20 protein-coding genes and 1 tRNA gene are annotated in these 25,393 nt (G+C 61.0%); 11 read left to right on the top strand and 10 right to left on the bottom strand.

The genetic code is table 11. The features are described from left to right. The first annotated feature begins 232 nt into the window (after positions 1–232). The 4 genes from ppsA (at position 233) to F3J24_RS09735 (ending at position 5,751) form a co-directional block, all read left to right on the top strand. Entirely contained in the window at positions 233–2,623 is a 2,391-nt protein-coding gene (gene ppsA, locus F3J24_RS09750) for a phosphoenolpyruvate synthase (RefSeq protein WP_167005356.1), read from the top strand. Positions 2,624–2,658: 35 nt separating this feature from the next. Beyond that, positions 2,659–3,006 (top strand): DUF4212 domain-containing protein, encoded by a 348-nt coding sequence (locus F3J24_RS09745; RefSeq protein ID WP_205244705.1) that lies wholly within the window; start codon positions 2,659–2,661, stop codon positions 3,004–3,006. Then, positions 2,999–5,095 (top strand): VC_2705 family sodium/solute symporter, encoded by a 2,097-nt coding sequence (locus F3J24_RS09740; RefSeq protein WP_167005353.1) that lies wholly within the window; start codon positions 2,999–3,001, stop codon positions 5,093–5,095. The genes F3J24_RS09745 and F3J24_RS09740 overlap by 8 nt, the downstream gene beginning before the upstream one ends. Before the next feature lie 179 nt (positions 5,096–5,274). Continuing rightward, the gene (locus F3J24_RS09735; protein ID WP_167005350.1) at positions 5,275–5,751 is read left to right on the top strand and encodes a hypothetical protein; all 477 of its coding nucleotides are present in this window, start codon (positions 5,275–5,277) and stop codon (positions 5,749–5,751) included. Between the two features lie 73 nt (positions 5,752–5,824). Here F3J24_RS09735 and F3J24_RS09730 read toward each other — a convergent pair whose 3' ends face one another. The 6 genes from F3J24_RS09730 to dnaG form a co-directional block, all read right to left on the bottom strand. Beyond that, complete coding sequence (locus F3J24_RS09730; RefSeq protein WP_003057626.1) at positions 5,825–6,178, bottom strand: FKBP-type peptidyl-prolyl cis-trans isomerase; 354 nt, start codon at positions 6,176–6,178, stop codon at positions 5,825–5,827. A gap of 129 nt (positions 6,179–6,307) precedes the next feature. Next, positions 6,308–6,613, bottom strand: a complete 306-nt coding sequence (locus F3J24_RS09725) for a helix-turn-helix domain-containing protein (protein WP_003057624.1) — start codon at positions 6,611–6,613, stop codon at positions 6,308–6,310. A 356-nt stretch (positions 6,614–6,969) separates the two neighbouring features. Further along, entirely contained in the window at positions 6,970–7,914 is a 945-nt protein-coding gene (locus F3J24_RS09720; RefSeq protein ID WP_167005347.1) for a ketopantoate reductase family protein, read from the bottom strand. A 21-nt stretch (positions 7,915–7,935) separates the two neighbouring features. Continuing rightward, positions 7,936–8,928: a tripartite tricarboxylate transporter substrate binding protein gene (locus F3J24_RS09715; RefSeq protein WP_167005344.1), complete on the bottom strand. Its 993-nt coding sequence runs from the start codon at positions 8,926–8,928 to the stop codon at positions 7,936–7,938. A 147-nt stretch (positions 8,929–9,075) separates the two neighbouring features. Then, a complete protein-coding gene (gene rpoD / locus F3J24_RS09710) occupies positions 9,076–11,523 on the bottom strand; it encodes an RNA polymerase sigma factor RpoD (RefSeq protein ID WP_167005341.1) in 2,448 nt (815 codons plus the stop codon). Positions 11,524–11,798: 275 nt separating this feature from the next. Beyond that, on the bottom strand, positions 11,799–13,781 hold the full coding sequence (dnaG, locus tag F3J24_RS09705) for a DNA primase (protein WP_167005338.1): 1,983 nt from the start codon (positions 13,779–13,781) through the stop codon (positions 11,799–11,801). A gap of 561 nt (positions 13,782–14,342) precedes the next feature. Between dnaG and F3J24_RS09700 the strand changes: the two genes are divergently transcribed. Beyond that, the gene (locus F3J24_RS09700; protein WP_167005335.1) at positions 14,343–15,989 is read left to right on the top strand and encodes an acyl-CoA synthetase; all 1,647 of its coding nucleotides are present in this window, start codon (positions 14,343–14,345) and stop codon (positions 15,987–15,989) included. A gap of 190 nt (positions 15,990–16,179) precedes the next feature. Here the strand turns inward: F3J24_RS09700 and F3J24_RS09695 are convergent, their stop codons facing one another. The 4 genes from F3J24_RS09695 to F3J24_RS09680 all read right to left on the bottom strand — a co-directional run bounded on the left by F3J24_RS09695 (position 16,180) and on the right by F3J24_RS09680 (position 18,969). After that, a complete protein-coding gene (locus F3J24_RS09695; protein WP_167005332.1) occupies positions 16,180–16,977 on the bottom strand; it encodes a UDP-2,3-diacylglucosamine diphosphatase in 798 nt (265 codons plus the stop codon). Positions 16,978–17,113: 136 nt separating this feature from the next. After that, a complete protein-coding gene (locus tag F3J24_RS09690; protein WP_003070690.1) occupies positions 17,114–17,641 on the bottom strand; it encodes a peptidylprolyl isomerase in 528 nt (175 codons plus the stop codon). A 69-nt stretch (positions 17,642–17,710) separates the two neighbouring features. Continuing rightward, a complete protein-coding gene (locus tag F3J24_RS09685; protein WP_205244703.1) occupies positions 17,711–18,295 on the bottom strand; it encodes a peptidylprolyl isomerase in 585 nt (194 codons plus the stop codon). 122 nt (positions 18,296–18,417) lie between these two features. Next, positions 18,418–18,969, bottom strand: coding sequence for a tetratricopeptide repeat protein (locus tag F3J24_RS09680; protein ID WP_167005329.1), 552 nt, complete (start codon positions 18,967–18,969; stop codon positions 18,418–18,420). Positions 18,970–19,190: 221 nt separating this feature from the next. On the opposite strand from F3J24_RS09680, the gene cysS reads away from it, so the two are divergent. The 6 genes from cysS (at position 19,191) to F3J24_RS09650 (ending at position 25,160) form a co-directional block, all read left to right on the top strand. Then, positions 19,191–20,576 carry a cysteine--tRNA ligase gene (cysS, locus tag F3J24_RS09675; RefSeq protein ID WP_167005326.1) on the top strand — a complete coding sequence of 462 codons (1,386 nt, stop codon included), beginning with the start codon at positions 19,191–19,193 and terminating at the stop codon, positions 20,574–20,576. A 50-nt stretch (positions 20,577–20,626) separates the two neighbouring features. Then, positions 20,627–21,466 carry a DNA-3-methyladenine glycosylase gene (locus F3J24_RS09670; RefSeq protein WP_167005323.1) on the top strand — a complete coding sequence of 280 codons (840 nt, stop codon included), beginning with the start codon at positions 20,627–20,629 and terminating at the stop codon, positions 21,464–21,466. Positions 21,467–21,526: 60 nt separating this feature from the next. After that, positions 21,527–22,504 (top strand): acetyl-CoA carboxylase carboxyltransferase subunit alpha, encoded by a 978-nt coding sequence (locus tag F3J24_RS09665; protein ID WP_003057594.1) that lies wholly within the window; start codon positions 21,527–21,529, stop codon positions 22,502–22,504. 140 nt (positions 22,505–22,644) lie between these two features. Next, positions 22,645–23,655, top strand: coding sequence for a tRNA lysidine(34) synthetase TilS (tilS, locus tag F3J24_RS09660; RefSeq protein ID WP_205244702.1), 1,011 nt, complete (start codon positions 22,645–22,647; stop codon positions 23,653–23,655). Positions 23,656–23,747: 92 nt separating this feature from the next. Then, positions 23,748–25,013 carry an aspartate kinase gene (locus F3J24_RS09655; protein ID WP_167005317.1) on the top strand — a complete coding sequence of 422 codons (1,266 nt, stop codon included), beginning with the start codon at positions 23,748–23,750 and terminating at the stop codon, positions 25,011–25,013. 54 nt (positions 25,014–25,067) lie between these two features. Beyond that, positions 25,068–25,160 (top strand) — tRNA-Ser (locus F3J24_RS09650). Positions 25,161–25,393 lie beyond the last annotated feature (233 nt).

The following is a 25,393-nucleotide window of genomic DNA, read 5'->3' as shown; positions in this document are numbered from 1 at the left end:
GTGGGACCTGTGCAGGCAATGCCATGTCCCGGACTCTGAATCTGGTTTGAGCCACGCGAGGCTTGCTGGCTCAGCCTACAATGTCGCCCATTATTCCCAAATTCAAGCCCATGCTCGTTGACGGTCGATATCCAGAACAGCAAAGCACTGCACTCCAGCAGCATGGGTTCGCGTGCCCTGGCCATTCAGCCCAGCGCCGCCTGCGTACCGGTTTTTAACTTTGGAGCTCCCCATGTCTCAACTGTTCGAAGCGACCGCGCTGGTCGTTCCGTTTGAAAAACTGAGAATGTCTGATGTCGAGTCCGTAGGCGGCAAGAACGCCTCGCTCGGCGAAATGATCTCGCAACTGCCCCAGGGCGTGCGCGTGCCTACCGGCTTTGCCACCACGGCCCATGCCTTCCGCGAATTCCTGGCCTTTGAAGGTCTGGCCGGCAAGATCTCAGCCAAGCTGGCCGCTCTGGACGTGGACGATGTCCGCGCTTTGGCCGCTGTCGGCGCCGAAATCCGCGCCATGGTGGAAAGCCAGCCTTTCCCTGCCGATCTGGAACAGGCCATCCGTGAAGAATTTGTCCGTCTGCAAGGCGGCAATGCCGAGGCATCGTTTGCCGTGCGCTCTTCTGCCACCGCAGAAGACCTGCCCGACGCATCGTTTGCCGGCCAGCAGGAAACCTTCCTGAACGTGGTGGGCATCGAAGACGTGCTGCACAAGATGAAGGAAGTGTTCGCGTCGCTTTACAACGACCGCGCCATCTCCTACCGCGTGCACAAGGGCTTCGAGCACGATGTGGTGGCCCTGTCCGCCGGCGTGCAGCGCATGGTGCGTTCCGACAAGGGCGCTGCCGGCGTGATGTTCACCATCGACACCGAATCCGGTTTCGAGGAAGTGGTCTTCATCACCTCCAGCTACGGTCTGGGCGAGACCGTGGTGCAGGGCGCCGTGAACCCCGACGAGTTCTATGTGCACAAGCCCATGCTCAAGGCTGGCAACAAGGCGCTGATCCGCCGCAATCTGGGCTCCAAGCTGATCCAGATGATCTTTGCCACGCCCGAGGAAAAGGCTGCCGACGGCAAGCTGGTCAAGACCACCGATGTGGCCCACGAGCTGCGCAACCGCTATTCGCTGACCGACGAGGAAGTGCAGCAACTGGCGCATTACGCCCTGGTGATCGAGCAGCATTACGGCCGTCCCATGGATATCGAATGGGGCAAGGACGGCACCGACGGCCAGCTCTACATCCTGCAGGCTCGTCCTGAAACCGTGAAGAGCCAGTCCAAGGGCCAGGCCGAGCTGCGCTACAAGCTCAAGGGCACGGGTACCGTGCTGGCCGAAGGCCGCGCCATCGGTCAGAAGATCGGTACCGGCCCCGTGCGCCTGGTGTCCGATATCTCGCAGATGGATCAGGTGCAGGCCGGCGACGTGCTGGTGACCGACATGACCGACCCCAACTGGGAGCCCGTCATGAAGAAGGCTTCGGCCATCGTCACCAACCGTGGCGGCCGTACCTGCCACGCCGCCATCATTGCACGCGAGCTGGGCATTCCCGCTGTTGTGGGCTGCGGCAATGCAACCGATCTGCTCAAGGCCGAAACACTGGTTACCGTGTCCTGCGCGGAAGGCGATACGGGCAAGATCTATGACGGTCTGCTGGAAACCGAAGTGACCGAGGTCAAGCGTGGCGAGATGCCCAGTATCTCCACCAAGATCATGATGAACGTGGGCAATCCCCAGCTGGCTTTCGACTTTGCCCAGCTGCCCAATGAGGGCGTGGGTCTGGCCCGCCTGGAATTCATCATCAACAACAACATCGGCGTGCACCCCAAGGCCATCCTGGACTACCCCGCTGTTGATGCCGACCTGAAGAAGGCCGTCGAGTCCGTGGCCCGTGGCCATGCATCTCCCCGTGCGTTCTACGTGGACAAGGTGACCGAAGGCGTGGCAACGATTGCCGCCGCTTTCTGGCCCAAGCCCGTGATCGTGCGCATGTCCGACTTCAAGTCCAACGAATACCGCAAGCTGATCGGCGGCAGCCGTTACGAGCCCGAGGAAGAGAACCCCATGCTGGGCTTCCGCGGTGCAGCGCGTTACATCTCGGTCGAGTTCGGCGAAGCCTTCAAGATGGAATGCGAAGCCCTGCGCCGCGTGCGTGAGGACATGGGGCTGACCAACGTCAAGATCATGATCCCCTTCGTGCGTACCCTGGGCCAGGCCAAGCGCGTGACCGAGCTGCTGGCCGAAAACGGCCTCAAGCGTGGCGAAAATGGCCTGCAGCTGATCATGATGTGCGAAGTGCCTTCCAACGCCGTGCTGGCCGAGGAGTTCCTCGAATACTTCGACGGCTTCTCCGTGGGCTCCAACGACCTGACCCAGCTGACCCTGGGTCTGGACCGCGATTCCGGTCTGGAGCTGCTGGCTGCCGACTTCGACGAGCGCGACCCCGCCGTCAAGAAGCTGCTGGCTCATGCCATCAAGGCCTGCCGCGATCAGAACAAGTATGTGGGCATCTGCGGCCAAGGCCCTTCGGACCACCCCGACTTTGCCAAGTGGCTGGCCGATGAAGGCATCTCCTCCATCTCCCTGAACCCTGACAGCGTGGTCTCCACCTGGCAGAAGCTGGCTGAATAAGCCGCTGCATCGCCGTGCAGACGCATCACGCGCCTATGCATGACGATGCCGTGTCGGATGCCCCGCGACAGGCATTCGACGCTTTTGGCAATCCGGTGGAGGTCACCTTCCCGCCGGATCTGCACGATACGCACCACCTGAGACTCAAGGCCTTGCTGCTGAGTGTCTGGGTGGTGTCTTCATTTGGTACCTGCTACTTTGCGCGCGATATCCAGGCACTGGTGCCGGACTGGCCCGTAGCCTACTGGATGGCCGCCCAAGGGGCGGTCCTGATGTTCCTGCTGATCATCGTGGTCTATTGTGTGGCCATGGATTATTTCGAACGCCGACAGGCGCGTGGCGAAGCGCCAGCCTCTCCCGTTGCCACCGACCCTCATGTCTGAGCGGCCCGTTCTGAGCCGTGCCTATCACTGGCGGCTGCATCGCATTCTGTTTCTCTATGTGCTGGGAACGGCGGCATTTTTGCTGACTATGCTCTGGGCCGAGGAGCGCGGGCTGTCGCGGCACTGGATCGGGCCCATCTTTCTGTTTTCCACGGTGATGGTGTACGCGGCCATCGGTGTGTATTCGCGCACCAGTGATGCCGAGGAGTATTTCGTCGCCGGCAGGCGCATTCCGCCGTTCTACAACGGCATGGCGGCGGCTGCCGACTGGATGAGCGCAGCCTCGTTCATCAGCCTCTCCGGCGCGCTTTATCTGCAAGGTTTTTCGGGGACCGGCACACAGCCTGGCGGGCTGGCCTATGTGCTGGGATGGACGGGCGGGTTCTGCCTGGTCGGCATGCTGATTGCTCCCTATCTGCGGGCCATGAATCTCTATACCGTGCCGGATTTCTTCCAGGCGCGCTATGGCGGGCGCTGGCCGCGCATCATTGCCGCGCTGGCCGCCATTACCTGTTCCTTCACCTATGTGGTGGCGCAGATCTATGGCGTGGGCCTGATTGCTGCGCGCCTGACCGGCGTGCAGTTCGAGATCGGCATCATGCTGGGTCTGGGCGGCGTGCTGCTGTGCTCGTTCCTGGGCGGCATGCGGGCCATCACCTGGACCCAGGTGGCGCAATACGTGGTCATCTTGCTGGCCTTCATGCTGCCGGTTTCCTGGCTGGCCTACAAGCAGCTGGGCAACCCCTGGGCGCAGCTGGCCTACAGCCAGCAACTGGGCAAGATTGGTGCCATGGAGCAGCAACTGCTGTCCTCAAAGGCCGAGCAGTCGGTGCTGGAGGCCTACCGCACCCGCGCCCAGGTGCTGCAGGCCAAGTTGCGCGACGTGCCTAATGTACTGGCGGCCGAACGCCAAGCATTGAGCGAGCATATTCGCGAGCTACGCACCAGCAGCGGCAATATTGGCGCCATCATGACCGCCAGCCGGGAGCTGGCCGCCATGCCCAAGGATGAGGTGGCGGCACGCGAACTCTGGAGCCGCGAGCTGCACGAGGCTTATGAGCGGGCCAAGCCGCTGGGCGGCATGCCGCTGCAAAGTCAGCCTTTTGCCGGGGATCCGGATGGTTCGCCGGCCGAGCGCAAGGCTTACGAGGAAAGCCGGCGCAATTTTCTGGCGCTGATGTTCTGCCTGATGGTCGGCACGGCCGGGCTGCCGCATCTGCTGACACGCTACTTCACGGTTCCCTCGGTGTCGGCGGCGCGTACCTCGGTGGCCTGGTCGCTGTTCTTTATCGGCCTGCTGTATCTTGGCGCACCGGCCTTGGCCGTGCTGGTCAAGTTCGAGGTCATGAGCAATCTTGTGGGCACGCATTTCGATGCCTTGCCCAACTGGATAGCGCAGTGGTCAAGGGTCGACAGTTCGTTGCTGGCCGTCGAGGACATCAATGGCGACGGCATCCTGCAGTTCGGCGAGATCCGTATGGGGGCCGACCTCATCATGCTGGCCACGCCGGAGCTGGGCGGCATGCCCTATGTGCTCTCCGGTCTGGTGGCCGCGGGCGGATTGGCGGCGGCATTGTCCACGGCAGACGGTCTGCTGCTGACGATCAGCAATGCCCTGGTGCGGGATCTCTACTTCCAGGAGCGTCAGCGCCTGGATACGCGTAAGCGGCGTGTCTCGCCCGAGCAGCGTGTGATTCTCTCCAAGTTCGCATTGCTGCTGGTGGCGCTGTCGGCGGCCTTTGTGGCAGCGCGGCGCTCTTCGGACATTCTTCCCATGGTCTCGGCCTCGTTTTCGCTGGCCGGCTCGGCTTTTGTGCCGGCCATGGTGCTGGGCATCTTCTGGCGCGGCACCACGCGCCGTGGCGCAGTAGCTGGCATGTTGCTAGGCTTGGCCGTGACGGTGTACTACATGGTTTCTCATGTGCCGGGTCTGCAGGGCGTGCTGCCTCCGGCACTGCGCGGCGAGGCACTCTGGTGGGGCATTCAGCCCATCTCGGCCGGTGTGTTTGGCGTGCCGGCAGGCCTGCTCACCATATTGCTGGTCAGCTGGTGGGAGCAGCGGCGGGCAGGCGTTCGGAAGAACTCTTGATTCGATAGCTGCCAGCGCTCTTCCACGAAGGACTTGAGATGGATTTCATGTGGTTTTTTTGCAGAGTCTGATCTGGCTCAGCCCGGAGCTAGCTTGCAGGAAAACCCGCTTTTCAGCCGCCGCCACAGCTGCCACTCTGCATGTCTAAAAGCAATTCAATGCAAAGAGGGGCGGGGCCGATGAATCTAGTCAAGACACCCGAAGGCCAGCAGGCCTTCAAGGAGCGCCATGCCGATCTGAGTCAGCGCCTGCGCTCGGCTTTTTTGCTGTTTGACGGTCAACGCAGCCTGATGCAGGTGCTGGAGGCAACTTCGGCGCTGGGAGTGGTCAAGGACGATATTCTGGCCCTGGTCGACAGAGGCTGGCTGGCAACGAGGGAGTCTTTAGCCGCAGCGTCGGCTTCGAAGAGCGGCTCCCCCTCTCTGGCCTCGGCCGAACTCGGGCTAGACGTCGGCCAGAAGCGCTACCAGAAGGCCTACCCCATGGCCGTGTCCATCACGGGTGCATTGGGGCTCAAGGGCTTCAGGCTGAATTTAGCCGTGGAGGCTGCTATGGGCTATGAGCAACTGGTGGAACTGGCGCCGCGCATACGCGATGCGGCGGGTGAAAAAGCCTATATGCCGCTGCACAGAGCGCTGTTCGAGGCCGATGCATAAGCTGCCGATGCAGGGCATTTCCCAAAGAAAAAGCGGCCTTGCAAGGCCGCTTTTTAGTGGCGGAGCCTGGGGCTCAGACCGCCAGCAATTCCACATCGAACTTCAGCGTGGCGTTGGGAGGGATCACGCCGCCGGCGCCGCGCGCGCCATAGCCCAGGGCTGCTGGAATCAGCAGCGTGCGCTGACCGCCCACCTTCATGCCTTGCACGCCTTCGTCCCAGCCCTTGATGACCATGCCGGCGCCCAGGGGGAAGACGAAAGGATCGTTGCGGTCCTTGCTGGAGTCAAACTTGGCGCCTTGCACACCATTGTTGTAGAGCCAGCCGGTGTAGTGCACGGTCACGTTCTGACCGGCCTTGGCTTCGGTGCCTTCGCCAACGACGGTGTCTTCGTATTGCAGGCCGGAGGCAGTAGTGTTGAATGCCATGATGGATTTCCTTTCAGCGCAAAGCAGAAAAAGGCGATGGAAAAAAGGGCCGGCCAAGCTCGCTTGGGGCCCTTGGATGATAGTGGTGCCCGCTTGCCGCCAGTTCCCCGGCCGCGACAGCGGCAAGGTTTACTTCTTGGCGCGCGCCGCAACCCAGCGGTTGGCAAAGGCCTGCACGTCGGACAGGCGCTTGAGCAGATCTTGTCCGGTCAAGGTCACGGTGTAGCCGTCGCTGCCATGTTCGAGCAAGCCGCATTCGCGCAGTTCCTTGATGCGGGTATTCAGCGTGTTGGGGGTGATGCCGCCCACGCTATCTTGCAACAGTCGGAAGGTCTGGGGATGACCATCCCGCAAAGCCCACAGCACGCGCAGCGCATAGCGGCATTCGAGCTTCTCGAACAGCTGGTTGATGGCGGCGTTTTCCTTGGAGCTCATGGACGCTTCTCCTTGCGCAATGATGTTGTCGAGCTGGGCGCACTGGGCGCTTTCAGTGCCATGTCCTATGGACTATAGCGGTTAATTTATTTTGCTACAAGTTTAGTAGCTTCAAATCTTCAACTGCAACGCCTTGAGGTGATAAACGCGACAAACAACGCGCAAGTGTTGCGGGTCAGCCACGAATCCGGGCAAAGACGCGCGTGCTTCAGGGTTTGTAGCAGTGGTGAGAGTGCTGGAGCAGCCTGCGGGACAGGCTGGCGTGGTTTTCCGGCTGTGTTAGTGCTGGCTTAGGTGTTTCCAGGTGTAAAAATAGAGTCAAGCCATTGATCTGTCGATGCAGGCAGCTATGAAAATCATAGTTCCTGTTTTGGTGCCGCTATTTGCTTGAGTTGCACCAGCACTTGCAGCAGGCGATTGGCCGGCGCAGCAACGCCCAGAGCCTGGGCGCGCCGCACCACATAGCCGTTGAGATGGTCGATTTCCGTGGGTTTGCCGCGCGCCAGATCCTGGGCCGTGGAAGAGAGCTGGCCAGGCATGGTGCGTGCGATGGCTGTGACCGCCTCGTCTACGGTAGCGGGCAGGATCACGCCGTCGGTCATGGCCACGGTCTTGCATTCGGCGGCAATGTCCTGCATTACGGCGGGTATGCCCTGCTGCGCGACCAGCCAGCCATAGGGCTGTTGGGTGAGAGCGGAGAGCGCGTTGTACACGCAGTTGATGATGAGCTTTTGCCAGAGTGCGGCCAGCACGCCATCCGAGACTTGCGTGGGAATGCCGGCGGCGCTGAACTGGTCCGCGATCGAATCGCCCAGGGGGCAGGGAGCGATGACCAGCTCGCCCCGGCCAAAGTGACGCACATGGCCCGGGCCGGCCATGGCGGTGGCCACATAGACCACGGCAGCTGCCACCGGCTGCCGACCCAGCACCTGACGCAGGCGCTGGTCGTTGTCCACGCCATTCTGCAAGCTCAGTACCTGGGTATGGGCAGCCAGGTGGGGTTTGATCTGTGCGGCCGCTGTTTCGGTGTCGGTGGATTTCACGCAGAACAGCACCACATCGGCGCCCGCCACGGCACTGGGCTCGGTGCTGGTTGCGACGGGGAGTTGAAGATCTTCGGTTGCCGTCTGCAGTCGCAGCCCGTGCTGGCTGACCGCCTGCATATGCGATGCTCTACCGATCAGCGTGACCGGGTGGCCGGCGCGTGCCAGCAGAGCTCCAAAGTAGCAGCCCACCGAGCCCGCGCCCATGACGGCAACGGAAAGGCGGGAGCGGGCAGCGGTGTGGTCGACCAGGTTCATGGGGCTATCCTGCAAAGTGGCTTAGCTCTTGAGCTTGAGCAGATAGGTCATCAGCTGGGCAGTGGAGGTCTCGACCTCCAGAAACTCCTGCAGTGCCTTGCCGGTTTGCCAAGAGGAGCTCCAATTATTGCTGACCAGGGCTTGTTTCCAGAGCTCCTGATTGCTCGCGTGGTCGATGGCAGCCAGCAGTTGCTGGGTGCGCTCTGCAGGCAGATTTTTGCCTGTGAAGACGGCACGCCAGTTGGACATTTCGGCGTCCATGCCCTGGTCGCGCATGGAGGCGATGCCGAACATGGTACGCCGCGAGGAAACGCCGAGAGCGCGCAGCTTGCCAGCCTGCAAGGCGTCCCTGAGCTCGCTGTAGCCCGAAATTCCCACCTGCACCTGTTTTTGCAGCAGGGCCTGCAGCACCTCGTTGCCGCCGGGGAAGGCCTTGTACTGCAACTGCTCCGCATTGGCCTTGGACTGGCGGGCCAGCATGCCCGCATACATATGGTCCACGCCGCCTGCGGAGCCTCCGGCAATCGCCAGTGCAGGCAGGTTTTCGCGCATGGCCTTGGCCAGTGCCTTGGGGTTGGCGATCGGTGAGTCGAAAGGCACGGCTACCACGAGGTAGTCACTGGTCAGGCGCGCCAGGGCTTGCACCTGATGCAGCTCAGCCGACTTCTTGTTCAGCGCCAGAGCACCGACCATGACCATGCCGCCGATCAGCAGGCTGTTGGGGTCGTTGCCGTAGCGCTTGGTGTACTCGGCCAAGCCTATGGTGCCGCCCTTGCCGCCGATGTTTTCATAGATGACCTTGTCCACCATGCCGCTGCCGATCAGCGCTGCACCCAGGGCGCGACCGGTCTGATCCCAACCGCCGCCGGGGTTGGCAGGGATCACGATGCGCAGCTGCGTCCCCAGACGCTGGGGCGGGTTGGCCATGGCTGCCAAAGGCGCAGTCAGCAGGGCTGCGGAATAACCCAGCCACTGGCGCCGTGTCGGAAAGCGATGTGCTTGGATGGTGTTCATGTCTGTCTCCGTTGTTATGTGTCTTTTGATGTGTCTGGCCGCAAGCGAAGGCTTGCTGACCTGGGGTACATGCGAAAAAGCCCCGACCTGAAACAGATCGGGGCTTTGGGTCGCAGGGAACCGGCGCGCCGGTTCCTCGGGTTGGCTTTACAGCGAATCGATGAAGCTGCGCAGCTTGTCGGAGCGCGAAGGGTGCTTGAGCTTGCGCAGCGCCTTGGCTTCGATCTGACGGATACGTTCCCGCGTCACGTCAAACTGCTTGCCGACTTCTTCCAGCGTGTGGTCGGTGGACATTTCGATGCCGAAGCGCATGCGCAGCACCTTGGCTTCGCGAGGCGTCAGGCCGTCGAGGATGTCCTTGACCACATCGCGCAGACCGGCCTGCATGGCGGCATCGATAGGCGCCGTGTTGTTGCCGTCCTCGATGAAATCGCCCAGGTGGGAATCGTCGTCGTCGCCGATGGGGGTTTCCATCGAGATCGGCTCCTTGGCGATCTTCATGATCTTGCGGATCTTGTCCTCGGGGATCTCCATCTTGGCTGCCAGGATGGACGCATCGGGCTCGAAACCAAACTCTTGCAAGTGCTGGCGCGAGATGCGGTTCATCTTGTTGATGGTCTCGATCATGTGCACCGGGATGCGGATCGTGCGGGCCTGGTCGGCGATGGAGCGCGTGATGGCCTGACGAATCCACCAGGTCGCATAGGTCGAGAACTTGTAGCCGCGACGGTATTCGAACTTGTCCACGGCCTTCATCAGGCCGATATTGCCTTCCTGGATCAGATCCAGGAACTGCAGACCGCGGTTGGTGTACTTCTTGGCGATGGAGATCACGAGACGAAGGTTGGCCTCGATCATTTCCTTCTTGGCGTCACGGCTGGCGCGTTCGCCGCTGTTCATGCGCTTGTTGATGTGCTTGAGCTCTTCCAGGGGCACAACCACACGGGCCTGCAGGTCGATCAGGTTCTGCTGCAGCTCCTGCACGGGCGGGATGTTGCGTTCCAGCACGGCGCTGTAGTTCTTGCCTGCCGCCACTTGCTTGAGGACCCAGTCCAGGTTCAGCAGGTTGGGCGGGAAGTCCTTGATGAACTGCTCCTGCGGCATGCCGCACTTGTCCACGATGATCTTGCGCAGCTCGCGTTCCTTCTTGCGCACGTCATCCACCTGTGCGCGCACCAGATCGCAGAGCTTTTCAATCGTCTTGGCCGTGAAGCGAATGGTCATCAGCTCTTCGGTGATGGCCTTCTGCACCTTCATGTATGCCTCGGTGCCGTAGCCTTCCTTGTCATACACCTTGTGCATCTTGTCGAAAAGCTCGCGCATGGAGTCAAAGCGACCCAGGGCTTCGTTCTTCAGTTCTTCGAGCTTCTTGGTCAGGGCCTTGGAGCCGCCCTTGCCGTCATCGTCGTCTTCTTCGTCGTATTCGTCGAAGTCTTCTTCGGCTACATAGTCGTCGTTCTCGTTGGCATTGACGAAGCCGTCCACCACGGTGGAGATGACAACCTTGCCTTCGCGGATCTCCTCGGCCATGTTGAGGATCTCGGCGATGGTCGCGGGGGAAGCCGAGATGGCTTCCATCATGTCCATCAGGCCGCCTTCGATGCGCTTGGCGATTTCGATTTCGCCTTCGCGTGTCAGTAGTTCGACGGTACCCATTTCACGCATGTACATGCGCACGGGGTCGGTGGTGCGGCCGAATTCGGAGTCCACGGTGGACAGAGCCGCTTCGGCTTCTTCTTCCGCTTCCTCTTCGGTGGTGGCCGACTGGCCGGTGTTGTTCAGCAGCAGGGTTTCCGCATCGGGAGTCTGCTCGTACACGGCCACGCCCATGTCGTTCAACATGGAGATCACGACTTCCAGCGTTTCGGCATCGACCAGCTTGTCGGGCAGGTGGTCGTTGATTTCGGCGTGGGTCAGGTAGCCGCGGGTCTTGCCCAGCTTGATCAGCATCTTCAGACGCTGACGGCGGGTGTTCATTTCCTCTTCGGTCAGAACGGTCTCGTCCAGGCCGAATTCCTTCATCAAGGCGCGTTCCTTCGCCTTGCTGATCTTCATGCGCAGAGGCTTGGCCTTTTCGGCAGGAGCAGCAGACGCTTCGGTGACTGTCTCCTCTTCGATTTCGCCTTCCAGATCGCTGTCGATATCCGACAGGTCGGCATCATCCATGTCCTCGTCGGCTTCCTTGGCCTTGGGCTTGCGACCGCGCTTGGCGGGAGCCTTGTCGGCATCGGCGCTGGCAGCGGGGGCCTTGACGGCGGCAGCCTTCTTGGCGGGAGCAGCCTTTTGGGCGACGGTCTTCTTGGCGGCAGGAGCGGCAGCTGTGTCGTCGTCTTCTTCGGCCTTTTTGCGGCCGCGCTTGGGAGTTGCCTGCGCCAGCAGCGCATCGGCCATGGCTTTGAGTTCGGCTTGTGACTTGGTAACCACGGTGGTGTCTTTCTTGGCTTCGGCTGCAGATGCAGCACTCTTCTTCACAGCAGGCTTGCTGGCACTGGCCTTTTTCGCGGACTCTGCTGCGGAAGTGGAAGTTTTAGAGGTCTTGGGCTTTGCTGAAGCTTCTGGGGCCTGCTTGGACTTCACGGACTTTGAAACGGGCATGAACACCTCTCACGGTACGAACACACACAAACACACAAAGGAAAACGGAAAATGCAAACAAACGCCATCAAAGCTGGCGCAAGAACAGGCCTAGCCTGTCCGGTGGAGCACAAAGACTCCATGGCAAGATGTTGGGGCGATCATTTGGTATGCAATCCTTGCGAGAAATGGGCCATGCAGTTGCTGCCATCACGTGATTTCTTCACGGGGCCCGGGTCGGAGGTGTTGCTGTCGCTCTTGCCTGTATCCTCTAAATTATACCTTTTTTAAAGATGTCAAGAGGCGGAGCTAATAATTACAGATAAATTTTTCCGCCGCTGTTGAAACTCTATGTAACGCCTTGCCGCCGTGGGATCGGTGGCGATCTCCTTGAGTGCCTGGGCCTCCTCGCGCTTGAGGTGATCCACGAGGATCAGGTTCAGCGTGCCGCGCAACTCCTTGCGCAACTCGTCGACTTCGCCCTCGGGGTTGGCATGGGCACCGCTCATCAGCTTGCTGGCCAGCGGCTCGCAGGGCGAGCCTTGCAATTGCTCGCGCAGCACCGCCCAGGAGCGCGGTCCGGACTCGGTGAACTGGGCTTCCAGCCAGCGGAACAAGGGGGCATGGCTTTGGTTGCAGCGCGCCAAGGCATCGAAATCCTCATGGGTCATCTCTTCCATGAACTCCATGTGACACATCAGCAGGCGCGCGGCCTGGTCTTCGCGGCTGACCGGCGTGGGGCGCGGGCCCAGCTGCGGCGGGTTCCAGTCCTCGCCCTTCTTGCCCCAGGGCTTGCGCTGGCGGCCGAACTCCTTGCGGCCCGACCAGTTGCCGCCGCCCTGGCTCGGGTAGGAGGGGGCCGGTGCCGCGGCATCGGCCCAGTCGGGGGCGCTTTCCCAGTTGGCCGGGGGCGCATCCCATTCCGGTGCCTGAGGGCCGGAGGGCGCAGGCGCGCGGCGGGCAATGGGGGCTGTGCGTGCGGTTTCCTGCGCCCAGATATCGGTGAGATCGCGCGAGTCCAGCTGGGCCAGGGCTGCGATTTCGGAGAGCAACTGGCGCTTGAGGGCTCCGTCGGGCAGCAGCGACCACAGCGGCCGCGCGTTGCTGGCCATGTGGGCACGGCCTTCGGTCTGGCCCAGATCGCAGCCCTCGCTGGCCGATTCAATGAGAAAGCGGCTCAGCGGCGTGGCATCGCCCACATAGCGCGAGAAGGCCTCGGGGCCGAATTCGCGGATGAAGCTGTCGGGGTCGTGCTCCGAAGGCAGGAACAGGAATTTGATGGAGCGCGTGTCGGTCGCCAGTGGCAGCGCCGCATCCAGCGCCTTGCGCGCGGCGCGCCGGCCCGCGCTATCGCCGTCGAAGCTGAAGACCACGGCATCGGTGAAGCGAAACAGCTTTTGCACATGCTCCGGCGTGCAGGCCGTTCCAAGCGTGGCAACGGCATTGGCAAAGCCCAGTTGGGCCAGCGCCACCACGTCCATATAGCCTTCGGTGACCAGGGCGTAGCCCATGTCGCGCAGGGCCTGGCGGGCCTCGTAGAGGCCGTAGAGTTCACGGCCCTTGTGGAAGACCGGGGTTTCGGGGGAGTTCAGGTATTTGGGTTTCTCATCGCCAAACACCCGGCCGCCAAAGCCTATGCATTCGCCTTTGACATTGCGAATCGGGAACATCAGCCGGTCGCGGAAACGGTCGTAGCGGCGGCTGTCGTCCTCGCCCACGATGACCAGCCCGCATTCTTCAAGCTGCGGGTTGTCGTATTCGGCGAATACGCTGGCCAGGCCATGCCAGCCGGCAGGCGCATAGCCCAGGCCGAAGCGCTTGGAGACCTCGCCCGAGACGCCGCGCTTTTTCAGATACTCGATGGCCTTGGGAGCGGCCTTGAGTTGTTTGCGATAGGACTCGCCGGCTTTTTCCAGCAGGTCGCTCAGGGTCTCGGCTTTCTGCTTTTGCTGGGCCTGGCGCTGGCGCTCGGCCGGGCTGATGTCGTCCTGCGGCACTTGCAGACCGCATTGATTGGCTAGCTCCTGCACGGCTTCGACAAAGCCCATGCCGGCATGCTCCATCAGAAAGCCGATGGCATTGCCGTTCTTGCCGCAGCCAAAGCAGTGAAAAAACTGCTTGCTGGGGCTGACTGTGAAAGAGGGCGACTTTTCGCCGTGGAATGGGCATAGGCCCATGAAGTTGGCGCCGCCCTTTTTGAGCTGCACATAGCGGCCCACGATGTCGACCACGTCGACGCGGGAGAGCAACTCTTGGATGAATGATTGGGGAATGGCCACCCGCGTATTCTGCCTTTTTCGGCAATGGCCGATGGCTTGGCAGGAATGAGGCGGACGGGCAAAAAAAAGCCTGCACCGATGGGTGCAGGCTCAGGTCTCCTGATGCCTGGATCATTGCCAGGCTCTCCTCTAAAACGTCTCCTCCGCCACACAGTTTTGAGGCATGTGACCGGCTCCGTGCGGGATAGATGCCGGTCTGGCCTGCCAGCATGGGCAGTCAGATCCTCAAAAACATGTGCGCATTCTAAAAGCGATTCAAGGTCCGGGTGATTGGTCTGTCAGATAAATGATGTCTTATAGATGACTTGCATGAGATGCCACTACCTGAGGAATGATGGGGTTTCTGATTATTTTATAAGTATTTGATTTTAAATTAATTTATTGATTTTCAGAAGCTGTTGAAAGTATTGGTTTGATCAATGACCTTTTGCGTTGCTCTGGTTTCTATGTGTGAGAGCTAAGTGGAATCCGGCTTGACCTGGATCACAACAGACTTGCATGGCGCTCGGTTGTAAGCCTGACGTGACGGATGCTGGAGTACAAAACGCTCAGGAGACAAACATGACAAGTTCTTTCGATCTGAATCTCACCCCGAATACCGCCAACCATGCCGCGCTGACGCCACTGGGATTTATTGCCCGCACGGCCGAGGTCTACCCCGAGCGCCTGGCCATTGTTCATGGTGACCTGCGCCAGAACTGGGCGCAGACCTATGCACGTTGCCGCCAGCTTGCCAGTAGCCTGCAGAGGATCGGCATTGGCAAGAACGACACAGTGGCCGTGATGCTGCCCAATACGCCGCCCATGGTGGAGGCCCACTTTGGCGTGCCCATGGCCGGTGCCGTACTCAACACGCTCAACACCCGGCTGGATGCCGAGACTCTGGCCTTCATGCTCGACCATGGCGAAGCCAAGGCCCTGATCGTGGACCCCGAGTTCGCGCCTCTGATGGCCAGGGCGCTCAAGCTGCGCCAGAGTACCGCGCCCATCTATGTGATCCAGGTCGAAGACCCGGTTTACGGCGAGGCGGCCGAGCAGATCGGTGCCACTGACTACGAGAGCTTTGTGGCCCAGGGCGATGCCGGTTTCGACTGGCAGTGGCCCGGCGACGAATGGGATGCGATTGCACTGAACTACACCAGCGGAACCACGGGCAACCCCAAGGGCGTGGTCTACCACCATCGCGGCGCGCATAACAATGCCATCAGCAATGTGCTGGAGTGGGACATGCCCAAGCACGCTGTCTATCTGTGGACGCTGCCCATGTTCCACTGCAACGGCTGGTGCTTCCCCTGGACGGTGGCCGCGCGCGCGGCCGTCAATGTCTGCCTGCGCCGGGTGGATGCGCAGGCGATTTTTGACGCCATCCGCGACCACGGCGTGAGCCATTACTGCGGCGCGCCCATTGTGCACAGCCTGCTGGTGAATGCGCCGGCCGCCATGAAGCAGGACGTGCCCGCCGGCGTCAAGGCCATGGTGGCAGGGGCAGCGCCGCCCGCATCGATGATAGAGGGGATGGAGGCCATGGGCTTTGACATCACCCATGTCTACGGCCTGACCGAAACCTATGGGCCGGCCACGGTCTGCGCCAAGCATGAGAGCTGGAATGCGCTCGATATCGGCGAGCGCGCCCGCCTGAACTCGCGCCAGGGCGTGCGCTACCACCTGCAGCGCTCAGCGGCCGTGCTGGACCCCGAAACCATGCAGCCCGTGCCGCGCGACGGCCAGACCATGGGCGAAATCATGTTCCAGGGCAATATCGCTATGAAGGGCTATCTCAAGAATCCGCAGGCGACGCAGGAAGCCTTCCGCGGCGGCTGGTTCCATAGCGGCGACCTGGCCGTGCAGCATCCCGACGGCTATATCCAGATCAAGGACCGCAGCAAGGACATCATCATCTCGGGGGGCGAGAACATCTCCTCCATCGAGGTGGAGGATGTGCTCTATCGCCACCCCGCCGTGCTGGCTGCGGCCGTGGTGGCCAAGCCCGACCCCAAATGGGGCGAGACGCCCTGCGCCTTCATCGAGCTCAAGGCGGGAGCCGAAACGACGGACGAGGACATCATCGCCCACTGCAAAAAGCATCTGGCCGGCTACAAGGTGCCGCGCGCCGTGGTGTTTGGCGAGTTGCCCAAGACCAGCACGGGCAAGATCCAGAAGTTCGAGCTGCGCAAGCAGGCAGGCTCGGCTTCCGCCATCTCGGCCTGATATCCCGCCGCCGACCCCAAGGTCCGATGCCTCAGCTAGGTGGGCCGCGGGCTCTTCGTGTCTGCCGGTCCGGCAAACTTGATAGCTGCTAGCGCTTGTTATTCATAGAGCTTGGATAGTTTTCAATCTGAAATCTATGAATAGCCTGCGCAAGAAGCTCTGAATGAGATAGCGGCAACTGGATGGTGCGTCACGCCAATTCGGGCGGCATGCGCTGCCAGCCTTCAGGCGTCACACGCAGCACCTCGCTGCGCTGTGTATCGGCATCGATATGCCAGTCGCTGAGCACGATGCGCCACTGCCCGTCGCCTAGCGCGTGGTCAGCGGGCTGATGCGTATGGCCGTGAATCAGCCAGGGCGCTTGCGCGGCCTGCATCCAGGTGCTGCTCATCTGCGCGTCGGCATCCGCATAGGGCGCGCCGCTTTGCTTGCGCTGCTCGCTTTCGCTGCGCGCCGATTTGCCGATTGCGCGGCGCACGGCCAGAGGCTGGGCCAGCAACTGCTGTTGCCAGGCGGCGGAGCGCGAAACGGCGCGGAATTGCTGGTACTCTACATCGTCCAGGCACAGCGCATCGCCATGGCTGAGCAGGATGCTGGGGCCTGCCCACAGCAATACCGTGGGATCGGAAAGCCCGCTCATGCCGCTGCGGCGCAGAAATTCGTCGCCGGCCAGAAAGTCGCGGTTGCCGACCATGAAGAACAGCGGGCGCTGCTGCGCCGCCTCGCGCAGCACGGCAGCGCATTCGGCCTCGAAGCTGCCGGGTTCATCGAGCGCATCGTCACCGACCCAGACTTCAAACAGATCGCCAAGGATAAAGATGGCGTCGGCCGTGCTGCGCGTCAGATAGCTGCGCCAGGCTTCGACCGTTTGCGGCTCCGAAGGCTGCAGATGCAGATCGGAAATAAAGTCGATAGCTCGCCAGTCGGGTGCGCCTTGCAACTGCGCCACTTGGGGCGCCGCCGTGCGGGGATCTGAAGAATCAGTCATGTGATGATGGTACGCAGCCTGAAAACAATAACGGCCCCGAGCGAGAGACGGCAAGCAAGAGCCGCCTCGCAGCGAGGCCGTCGTCCCCTTCCGCGAAGCAGAGAGGGGGAAGGCGCGTTAGCGCCACAGGGGGAAATTACAGGGCCACAGCCTTGTCGATCACCACGGCGTCGAAGGGCACGTCGTCGTGGAAGCCCTTGCGTGTGGTGCGCACCTTCTTGATGGCGTCCACGACTTCCTCACCCTTGACCACCTTGCCGAACACGGCATAGCCCCAGCCCTGGCCGGTGGGAGCGGTGTGGTTCAGGAAGCCGTTGTCCACGGTGTTGATGAAGAACTGCGCAGTTGCGCTGTGGGGATCGCTGGTGCGAGCCATGGCAATCGTGTACTTGTCGTTCTTCAGGCCGTTCTTGGCTTCGTTCTCGATGGGAGCCGCAGTGTCCTTTTGCTTCATGTCGGCCGCAAAACCGCCGCCCTGGATCATGAAGTTCTTGATCACACGGTGGAAGATGGTGCCGTTGTAGAAGCCCTGGTTCACGTAGTTCAGGAAGTTCTCGGTGGACTTGGGCGCGTTCACGGCGTCCAGTTCCAGGGTGATCACGCCCTGGGTGGCAGTATCGGCCACGTTGATGGTCACGTGCAGTTCGACTTGGGGATTGCTCATGTCTGTGCTTTCTAGAGGATGGAGTAAGGAGGCTGACGCCGCCCGGCTTGGGCAGCGCCGCCCGGTTGTTCACTTGATTTCGGTGGCGGAGAGGATTGTTACCGGCGTCGTGGGCACATTCTGGTGCATGCCACGGTTGCCCGTAGCCACGGCGCGGATTTTGTCCACCACATCCATGCCCTTGATGACCTTGCCGAAGACGGTATAGCCGTAGCCATCGGGCTTGGGTGCGTTGAGCATGTCGTTGTTCACCACATTGATGAAGAACTGCGAGGTGGCGGAATTGGGGTTGCCGGTGCGCGCCATGGCAATCGTGCCGCGGTCGTTCTTGAGGCCGTTGCTGGCTTCCAGTGGGATCGGGGCACGTGTGGGCTTCTCGCTCAGATTGGCGTCCATGCCGCCGCCCTGGATCATGAAGCCGTCGATGACGCGGTGGAACACCGTGCCGTCATAGTGCTTGTCGCGCACATATTGCAGGAAATTGGCCGCGCTCTTGGGGGCCTTGGCATCGTTGAGTTCGACCACGATATCGCCCATGCTGGTCTTGAGCTGCACCTTGGATTGCGCCTGGGCCAGGCCGGGGATTGCGAAAACAGTGGCTGCCAGCGCAATCGCGGACAGGGCCTTGAGGCTGTTTCGACGGAAATTCAGCATGGTCATATTCTTGGGTAAGTGGGTCTTGGGCTGGGCAGCGGCTGCAAAAAACTGGCTTGAAGCAGCTGAGGGCGCCGGCCGGCTTCACAAGAGGAGGGAGGGTGGGACGACAAAAAACGGATTCAGCGGGCCGGGGTAGGTGTTGCAAGAGAGGCTGCGGGTTGCAGCAAGTCTTTGAGCTGCTTGAGCTTGGGGTTCAGGGCTGCGGGGCGGCCGCCCTTGGCCAGGGACTGCGCATAGGACTGATAGGCCAGGCGGGCATAGATATCGCCCAGATTCTCGTGTGCCACGGCATAGTTCGGATTGTTGCGCACGGCGGCTTCGAGTGCGGAGCGGGCGCGATCCAGATCACCCTGGCGTGCATAGATCACGGCCAGATTGTTATAGGGCTCGGGCAGCTCGGGATAGTCCTCGGTCAGCTGGCGAAAAGCCGTGATCGCGTCTTCGGTCTTGCCGTCATTGCTCAGCGCGATGCCGCGCAGAAAACGCATTTGCGGGTCGCGTGAATTCTTGGCCAGATAGGTGTCCGCTTTTTGCAGTGCCTGCTGGGTCTTGCCGCTTTTGAGCAACTGGGCAACATCCGTGTAATCGTCGGCGTGGGCGCTACCTGCAGCGAGCAAGGCAGCCAGGGCTGCCGCACGCGCTGCGGTACTGAACAAGTTGCGTACAGGCATGTAGGTGCTTTCATTGCGCCGCAAAACTGCGCTGCGGCGGGAGCTTATACTGCGGGGAATTGTAGCTGAGGGGTGTGCGGCGCTTAGGCGTCTGGCCGGACCGGGATGTGTCTGGATGCTAGTGCGCATTTTTCAGCCTCAGGGAATGGCAGGCACGGTTTATGCATCGCAGGCATGACCAGTGCTGCTGCTCGCCACCCTCTCTCCCTATTTCAAGATTCATGAGTTTGCGTATCTACAACACGCTGTCGCGTGCACTGGAATCGTTTTCGCCGCTTGAGCCGGGCCATGTGCGTATGTACGTCTGTGGCATGACGGTCTATGACCTCTGCCACCTGGGCCATGCACGCTCCATGGTGGCTTTTGACGTGGTGCAGCGCTGGCTGCGCGCCAGCGGCTACAAGGTGACCTATGTGCGCAACATCACCGACATCGATGACAAGATCATCCGACGTGCGGTGGAAAACGGCGAGACCATACGCAGCCTGACCGATCGCATGATCGATGCGCTGCATCAGGACGCGGATGCGCTCGGTATCGAGCGCCCCACGCTGGAGCCGCGCGCCACCGAATACGTGCCGCAGATGCTCGGCATGATCGCAAAGCTGCAGGACAAGGGCCTGGCCTATCAGGCCGGCAATGGCGATGTGAACTACGCCGTGCGCAAGTTTGCGGGCTACGGCAAGCTCTCGGGCAAGTCGCTGGACGAGCTCAACGCTGGCGAGCGCGTGGCTGTGGCAGACGGCAAGCTTGATCCGCTGGACTTTGTGCTGTGGAAATCGGCCAAGGCCGACGAGCCGGCCGATGTGAAATGGCAGAGCCCGTTTGGCGAAGGCCGCCCCGGCTGGCATATCGAATGCTCGGCCATGGGCTGCGAGTTGCTGGGCGAGAGCTTTGACATCCATGGCGGCGGAGCAGACCTGCAGTTCCCTCACCATGAGAACGAGATTGCCCAGAGCGAAGGTGCGACCGGCAAGCCGTTTGCCCAGACCTGGATGCACAACGGTTTCATCAACGTGGATAACGAGAAGATGTCCAAGTCGCTGGGCAACTTTTTCACCATCCGCGACGTGCTCAAGGAGTACGACGCCGAGACCATCCGGTTCTTCGTCGTGCGCAGCCACTATCGCAGCCCGCTGAACTATTCCAACGTGCATCTCGATGATGCGCGTGGAGCGCTCAAGCGCCTCTATACCGCGCTGGATCTGGTGGCGCCCGCCGAGGTGCAGGTCGACTGGAGTAATCCCTATGCCGCCCGCTTCAAGGCGGCGATGGATGAAGACTTCGGCACGCCCGAGGCAGTGGCTGTGCTGTTCGAGCTGGCAGTTGAAGTCAATCGCAGCAAGTCGCCCGAGATGGCGGGCTTGCTCAAGGCGCTGGGGGGCTGTCTGGGTCTGCTGCAGGCCGAGCCGCAGAAATTTCTGCAGGCCGGTGCTGAAGGTGTGGACGCTGCCGCGATCGAGGTGCAGATTGCCGCACGCGCAGAGGCCAAGGCCGCAAAGAACTGGGCCGAGGCCGACCGTATCCGCAAGGAACTGCTTGAGCAGGGCATCGTCCTCAAGGACTCCGCCGCAGGTACGACCTGGGAATCGGCCGCCAAGGGCTGAGGCTGCATGCAATATTCCATCAACTGTGTGAACAGTGCGAAGGGGCGTGCATGAGCGCGGTCAAGCATCTGGACACCATGGAGTTCGAGCAACTGCCGCTGGTTGCCGATCTGCCCGTGCCCATGGGGCCGGCTGCGCCTTTGCCTGTTGCGCCTCTGGGGGCGGCAGCGTTGGCCGATCCTGCGGTGCTGGCCATCAAAACTGCGGGAGCGCCCAAGCCGGTAGCGCCGAAGATGGCTGCGCCCAAGATCAACCTGGCTTTGCCCGAAGGGGTGCCCGCTTATTGGGAAGAGGCCTGCCGCCAGCTCATGCGCCGCGATCGCGTGCTCAAGCGACTGATTCCGCAGCTCGGCAGCCAGGCGCTGCTGCCCTGTGGGCAGGAGCAGGCCTTTGCCACCTTGGCTCGCTCCATCATCGGGCAGCAGATCTCGGCCAAGTCGGCCAAGACCTTGTGGAACAAGTTCGCCAAGCTGCCTGCTGCCATGCAGCCCGAGCAGGTGCTCAGGCTCAAGGTGGACGATATGCGTGGTGCGGGACTGTCGGCCCGCAAGGTGGACTATCTGGTCGATCTGGCTCTGCACTTCACCGAGCATCGACTGCACATGGATGAATGGGCCCAGATGAGCGATGAGGTCATCATCGCCGAGCTGATGTCCATACGCGGTCTCAGCCGCTGGACGGCCGAGAATTTTCTGATTTACTGCCTGGGGCGGCCCAATGTGCTGCCTCTGGACGATGCCGGTTTGATACAGGGCATCTCTCTCAATCATTTTTCGGGCGATCCTGTCAGTCGCAGCGATGCCCGTGAAGTCGCCGAGGCTTGGAAACCGTGGTGCACGGTTGCAACTTGGTATATTTGGCGCTCGCTCGAGGCGCAGCCTGTGGCTTGATGACATCTGTCCACTGGCCGATTGCAAGGATTGCAACAGGCTGGCACAAGGAGAAATACGTTGGCGAAAAAGAACTTTCTGGATTTTGAGCAGCCCATTGCAGAACTCGAATCCAAAATCGAAGAACTGCGGTATGTGCAGACTGAAAGCGCAGTAGATATCTCGGAAGAGATCGACCAGCTCAGCAAGAAAAGCTTGCAGCTGACCAAGGACATCTACAGCGACCTGACCCCCTGGCAGATCACCAAGATTGCCCGCCATACCGAGCGCCCCTATACGCTCGACTATGTGCGTGAGTGCTTTACCGACTTTGTCGAAATGCACGGCGACCGCCACTTTGCGGATGACCAGTCCATCATCGGTGGCCTGGCACGCTTCAATGGCCAGCCCTGCATGGTGATCGGTCATCAAAAGGGCCGCGATACCAAGGAGCGCACGCTGCGCAACTTTGGCATGACCCGCCCCGAGGGCTATCGCAAGGCCTTGCGTCTGATGAAGACGGCCGAGAAGTTCAAGCTGCCCGTGTTCACTTTTGTGGACACGCCCGGTGCCTTCCCCGGTATCGACGCCGAAGAGCGTGGCCAGTCCGAGGCCATCGGTCGCAACATCTACGAAATGGCTCAGCTGCAGACCCCCATCATCACCACCATCATTGGTGAAGGTGGTTCGGGCGGTGCGCTGGCGATTGCCGTGGCCGACCAGGTGCTGATGCTGCAGTATTCCGTGTACTCGGTGATCAGCCCCGAAGGCTGCGCTTCCATTCTGTGGAAGACTGGTGAAAAGGCCCAGGAAGCAGCGGATGCCATGGGCATCACCGCACACCGCCTCAAGGCGCTGGGTCTGGTGGACAAGATCGTCAACGAGCCTGTGGGTGGCGCTCACCGTGATCACAAGCAAATGGGTGCCTTCCTCAAGCGTGCGTTGGGCGATGCCTATCGTCAGCTGACCGATCTCAAGCCCAAGGAGCTGCAGGATCGTCGCTACGACCGCATTCAGAGCTACGGCAAGTTTGCCGACACCAAGGCCGACAACCGCTGATCAGGCGGGTTCGATGCCGCTTGCGCACAATGGCTCCTTCGGGAGCCATTTGTTTTTTGTCGGGAGTTAATGGGCGAAATACGCCTTAAGCCCTTTCTGAGTAAGCGTTAGCTGCTATTGAATTGAAAAGAGGGAGTCTGTTGTTCATGCAAGCCCAGTCTGATGCTGACTTGTTGGCGGCTTCGGCCGGCCGGGTGGATGCCGCAGTGGCTGCATTCAATCCAGTGCTGCCGTTGGTTGTGGCCTTCAGCGGCGGAGCAGATTCGTCGGCTCTGCTGCTGGCCTGCCATGCGCGCTGGCCGGGGCAGGTGAGGGCGATCCATGTGCACCATGGTTTGCAGTCTGCGGCCGATGGTTTTCAGCAGCACTGCGAGCAACTGTGCGCCAGGCACGGCATTGCCCTCAAGGTCTGCGTCATCGATGCGCGCCATGTGCAGGGGCAAAGCCCCGAAGACGCGGCGCGTCAGGGGCGCTATGCGGCCTTGATTCAGGCGGCCAGCCAGCCTTGGCTGGCTGCAGATGGTGCGCCGCTGGATGCGGTAGGCTCCGTGGCGCTGGCCCAGCATGCCGACGACCAGGTCGAGACCTTGCTCTTGGCGCTCTCACGCGGTGCCGGTGTGGCAGGTCTGGCGGCCATGCCCGGGCATTGGCAAAGAGCGGGGCTGCAGTGGTTCCGGCCCTTGCTGGCAGTGCCAGGCCAGGCGCTGCGCGACTGGTTGCGGCTCAGGGATTTGAGCTGGGTCGAGGATCCGACGAATACCGATCAGAGCTACACGCGCAACCGCATCCGGGCTCAGTTGCTGCCGGTGCTGGAGCAGGTCTTTCCGCAGTTCCGCAGCACGTTCGCACGCAGCAGCGCCCATTGCGCCCAGGCGTTCGAGTTGCTGGACGAGCAGGCGGCGGCAGACCTGCAGATGGTGGGACTGCCTCCGGCGATCAAGGCGCTGCAGCGTTTGAGTGAAGCGCGCCTGGGCAATGTTCTGCGCTATTGGCTGCGTGTCGCGCATGACACCACGCCGACGGCGGCCCAGCTTGCGCAGCTCATGGCGCAGGTCGGTGCTTGCACTACGCGAGGGCACCGTATCCACATCAAGGTGGGGCGGGGTTTTGTGGAGCGCCAGGGGGTAAGTCTCGGTTGGTACAATTCCTAGGTTTTGGTTTTTTACCTGTACGAAAACCGCCGGCGCGCCAAAACCTTTGTGATCTGCGCCGTGGCTGATGTTTCGTCACCCTTTAGTATCCAATGGCACTGATCGTTCATAAATACGGCGGCACCTCGATGGGCTCGACAGAGCGCATCCGCAACGTCGCCAAGCGTGTGGCCAAATGGGCTCGGGCAGGTCACCAGTTGGTGGTTGTGCCCAGCGCCATGAGTGGCGAAACCAACCGTTTGCTGGGTCTGGCCAGCGAGCTGGCTCCCAGCCACGCCAAGAGTTCGTACTACCGTGAGCTCGATATGCTGGCCGCCACTGGCGAGCAGGCATCCTCGGCTCTGCTGGCCATTGCGCTGCAGGCCGAAGGCATGGAATCCGTCAGCTATGCGGGCTGGCAAGTGCCTGTACGCACCGATAGCAGCTACACCAAGGCTCGCATCGAGTCCATCGACGACAAGCGAGTGCGCGCTGACCTCGAGGCGGGTCGTGTCGTGATCGTGACCGGCTTCCAGGGTATTGATCCCGAAGGCAATATCACCACGCTGGGTCGTGGCGGCTCTGATACATCCGCCGTGGCGGTTGCTGCTGCCATGAAGGCTGCCGAATGCCTGATCTATACCGATGTGGATGGCGTCTACACCACAGATCCCCGTGTGGTGCCTGCTGCCAAGCGCCTGGGCACGGTGAGCTTCGAGGAAATGCTGGAAATGGCCAGCCTGGGCTCCAAGGTGCTGCAGATCCGTTCCGTGGAGTTTGCAGGCAAGTACAAGGTGCCCATGCGCGTGCTGTCCAGCTTCACGCCCTGGGATATCGATCTGGAAGAAGAGGCCAAGTCCGGCACGCTGATTACTTTTGAGGAAGACGAAAAAATGGAAAAGGCTGTCGTATCCGGCATCGCTTTCAACCGTGGCGAGGCCAAGATTTCCGTGCTGGGCGTGCCTGATACCCCTGGCGTGGCCGCTGCCATCCTTGGTCCCGTGGCCGACGCCAACATCGAAGTCGATGTGATCATTCAGAACATCTCCAAGGACGGCAAGACCGACTTCAGCTTTACCGTGAGCCAGGGTGACTACCAGCGTGCCATGGAACTGCTGCGTGAAAGCGTTGTTCCTGCACTGGGTGCTTCCGAAGTGGTGGGCAATCCCAATATCGCCAAGGTCAGCATCGTCGGTATCGGCATGCGCAGCCATGTGGGTGTGGCCTCCACCATGTTTCGTGCCCTGAGCAAGGAAGGCGTGAACATTCAGATGATCTCGACTTCCGAGATCAAGACTTCGGTCGTGATCGACGAGAAGTACCTGGAGTTGGCCGTGCGCTCCCTGCACACCGCCTTCGGTTTGGACAAAAGCGAATAATTTTCGCAACTTTCCAAAAACGAACAAAAAAGCTGTTTACAATAGCGTCATTCCGGAAACGTGACCGAGTGGCCGAAGGTGCTCCCCTGCTAAGGGAGTATGGGGTGTAGAGCCTCATCGAGGGTTCGAATCCCTCCGTTTCCGCCAAATCAAAGAAAAAGCCGCAAGGCTTTTTCTTTTTGTCAAGACCTTCTGGGTCTTGACAAAAAGTTTCAAACTTTGATTTGAGTCTGGTAAAAACAGGCTACAATGTAAGGCTTCGCTGATCACAGCAAGCAACGAGATTCAAGATCGGTTCTTCTGATTTTGCACTCGGTTCCTTAAAAAAATACAGCCGATAAGCGTGGGCGTTTGAGGGCAAGCAGCCAGTTCTTCGGAAC

Source organism: Comamonas sp. Tr-654 (assembly GCF_011752915.1).
In the GTDB taxonomy this organism is placed as follows: domain Bacteria; phylum Pseudomonadota; class Gammaproteobacteria; order Burkholderiales; family Burkholderiaceae_C; genus Comamonas.
This window is presented reverse-complemented; position numbering and strand designations above follow the sequence as displayed.

Coding starts and splice junctions, on each gene's coding strand:
- F3J24_RS09695 (WP_167005332.1), bottom strand. CDS start 16,977: ATGACTGATTCTTCAGATCCCCGCACGGCGGCGCCCCAAGTGGCGCAG.
- F3J24_RS09700 (WP_167005335.1), top strand. CDS start 14,343: ATGACAAGTTCTTTCGATCTGAATCTCACCCCGAATACCGCCAACCAT.
- F3J24_RS09735 (WP_167005350.1), top strand. CDS start 5,275: ATGAATCTAGTCAAGACACCCGAAGGCCAGCAGGCCTTCAAGGAGCGC.
- F3J24_RS09680 (WP_167005329.1), bottom strand. CDS start 18,969: ATGCCTGTACGCAACTTGTTCAGTACCGCAGCGCGTGCGGCAGCCCTG.
- F3J24_RS09745 (WP_205244705.1), top strand. CDS start 2,659: ATGCATGACGATGCCGTGTCGGATGCCCCGCGACAGGCATTCGACGCT.
- F3J24_RS09715 (WP_167005344.1), bottom strand. CDS start 8,928: ATGAACACCATCCAAGCACATCGCTTTCCGACACGGCGCCAGTGGCTG.
- rpoD (WP_167005341.1), bottom strand. CDS start 11,523: ATGCCCGTTTCAAAGTCCGTGAAGTCCAAGCAGGCCCCAGAAGCTTCA.
- cysS (WP_167005326.1), top strand. CDS start 19,191: ATGAGTTTGCGTATCTACAACACGCTGTCGCGTGCACTGGAATCGTTT.
- F3J24_RS09655 (WP_167005317.1), top strand. CDS start 23,748: ATGGCACTGATCGTTCATAAATACGGCGGCACCTCGATGGGCTCGACA.
- F3J24_RS09725 (WP_003057624.1), bottom strand. CDS start 6,613: ATGAGCTCCAAGGAAAACGCCGCCATCAACCAGCTGTTCGAGAAGCTC.
- F3J24_RS09740 (WP_167005353.1), top strand. CDS start 2,999: ATGTCTGAGCGGCCCGTTCTGAGCCGTGCCTATCACTGGCGGCTGCAT.
- ppsA (WP_167005356.1), top strand. CDS start 233: ATGTCTCAACTGTTCGAAGCGACCGCGCTGGTCGTTCCGTTTGAAAAA.
- F3J24_RS09730 (WP_003057626.1), bottom strand. CDS start 6,178: ATGGCATTCAACACTACTGCCTCCGGCCTGCAATACGAAGACACCGTC.
- F3J24_RS09720 (WP_167005347.1), bottom strand. CDS start 7,914: ATGAACCTGGTCGACCACACCGCTGCCCGCTCCCGCCTTTCCGTTGCC.
- F3J24_RS09685 (WP_205244703.1), bottom strand. CDS start 18,295: ATGCTGAATTTCCGTCGAAACAGCCTCAAGGCCCTGTCCGCGATTGCG.
- F3J24_RS09690 (WP_003070690.1), bottom strand. CDS start 17,641: ATGAGCAATCCCCAAGTCGAACTGCACGTGACCATCAACGTGGCCGAT.
- F3J24_RS09670 (WP_167005323.1), top strand. CDS start 20,627: ATGAGCGCGGTCAAGCATCTGGACACCATGGAGTTCGAGCAACTGCCG.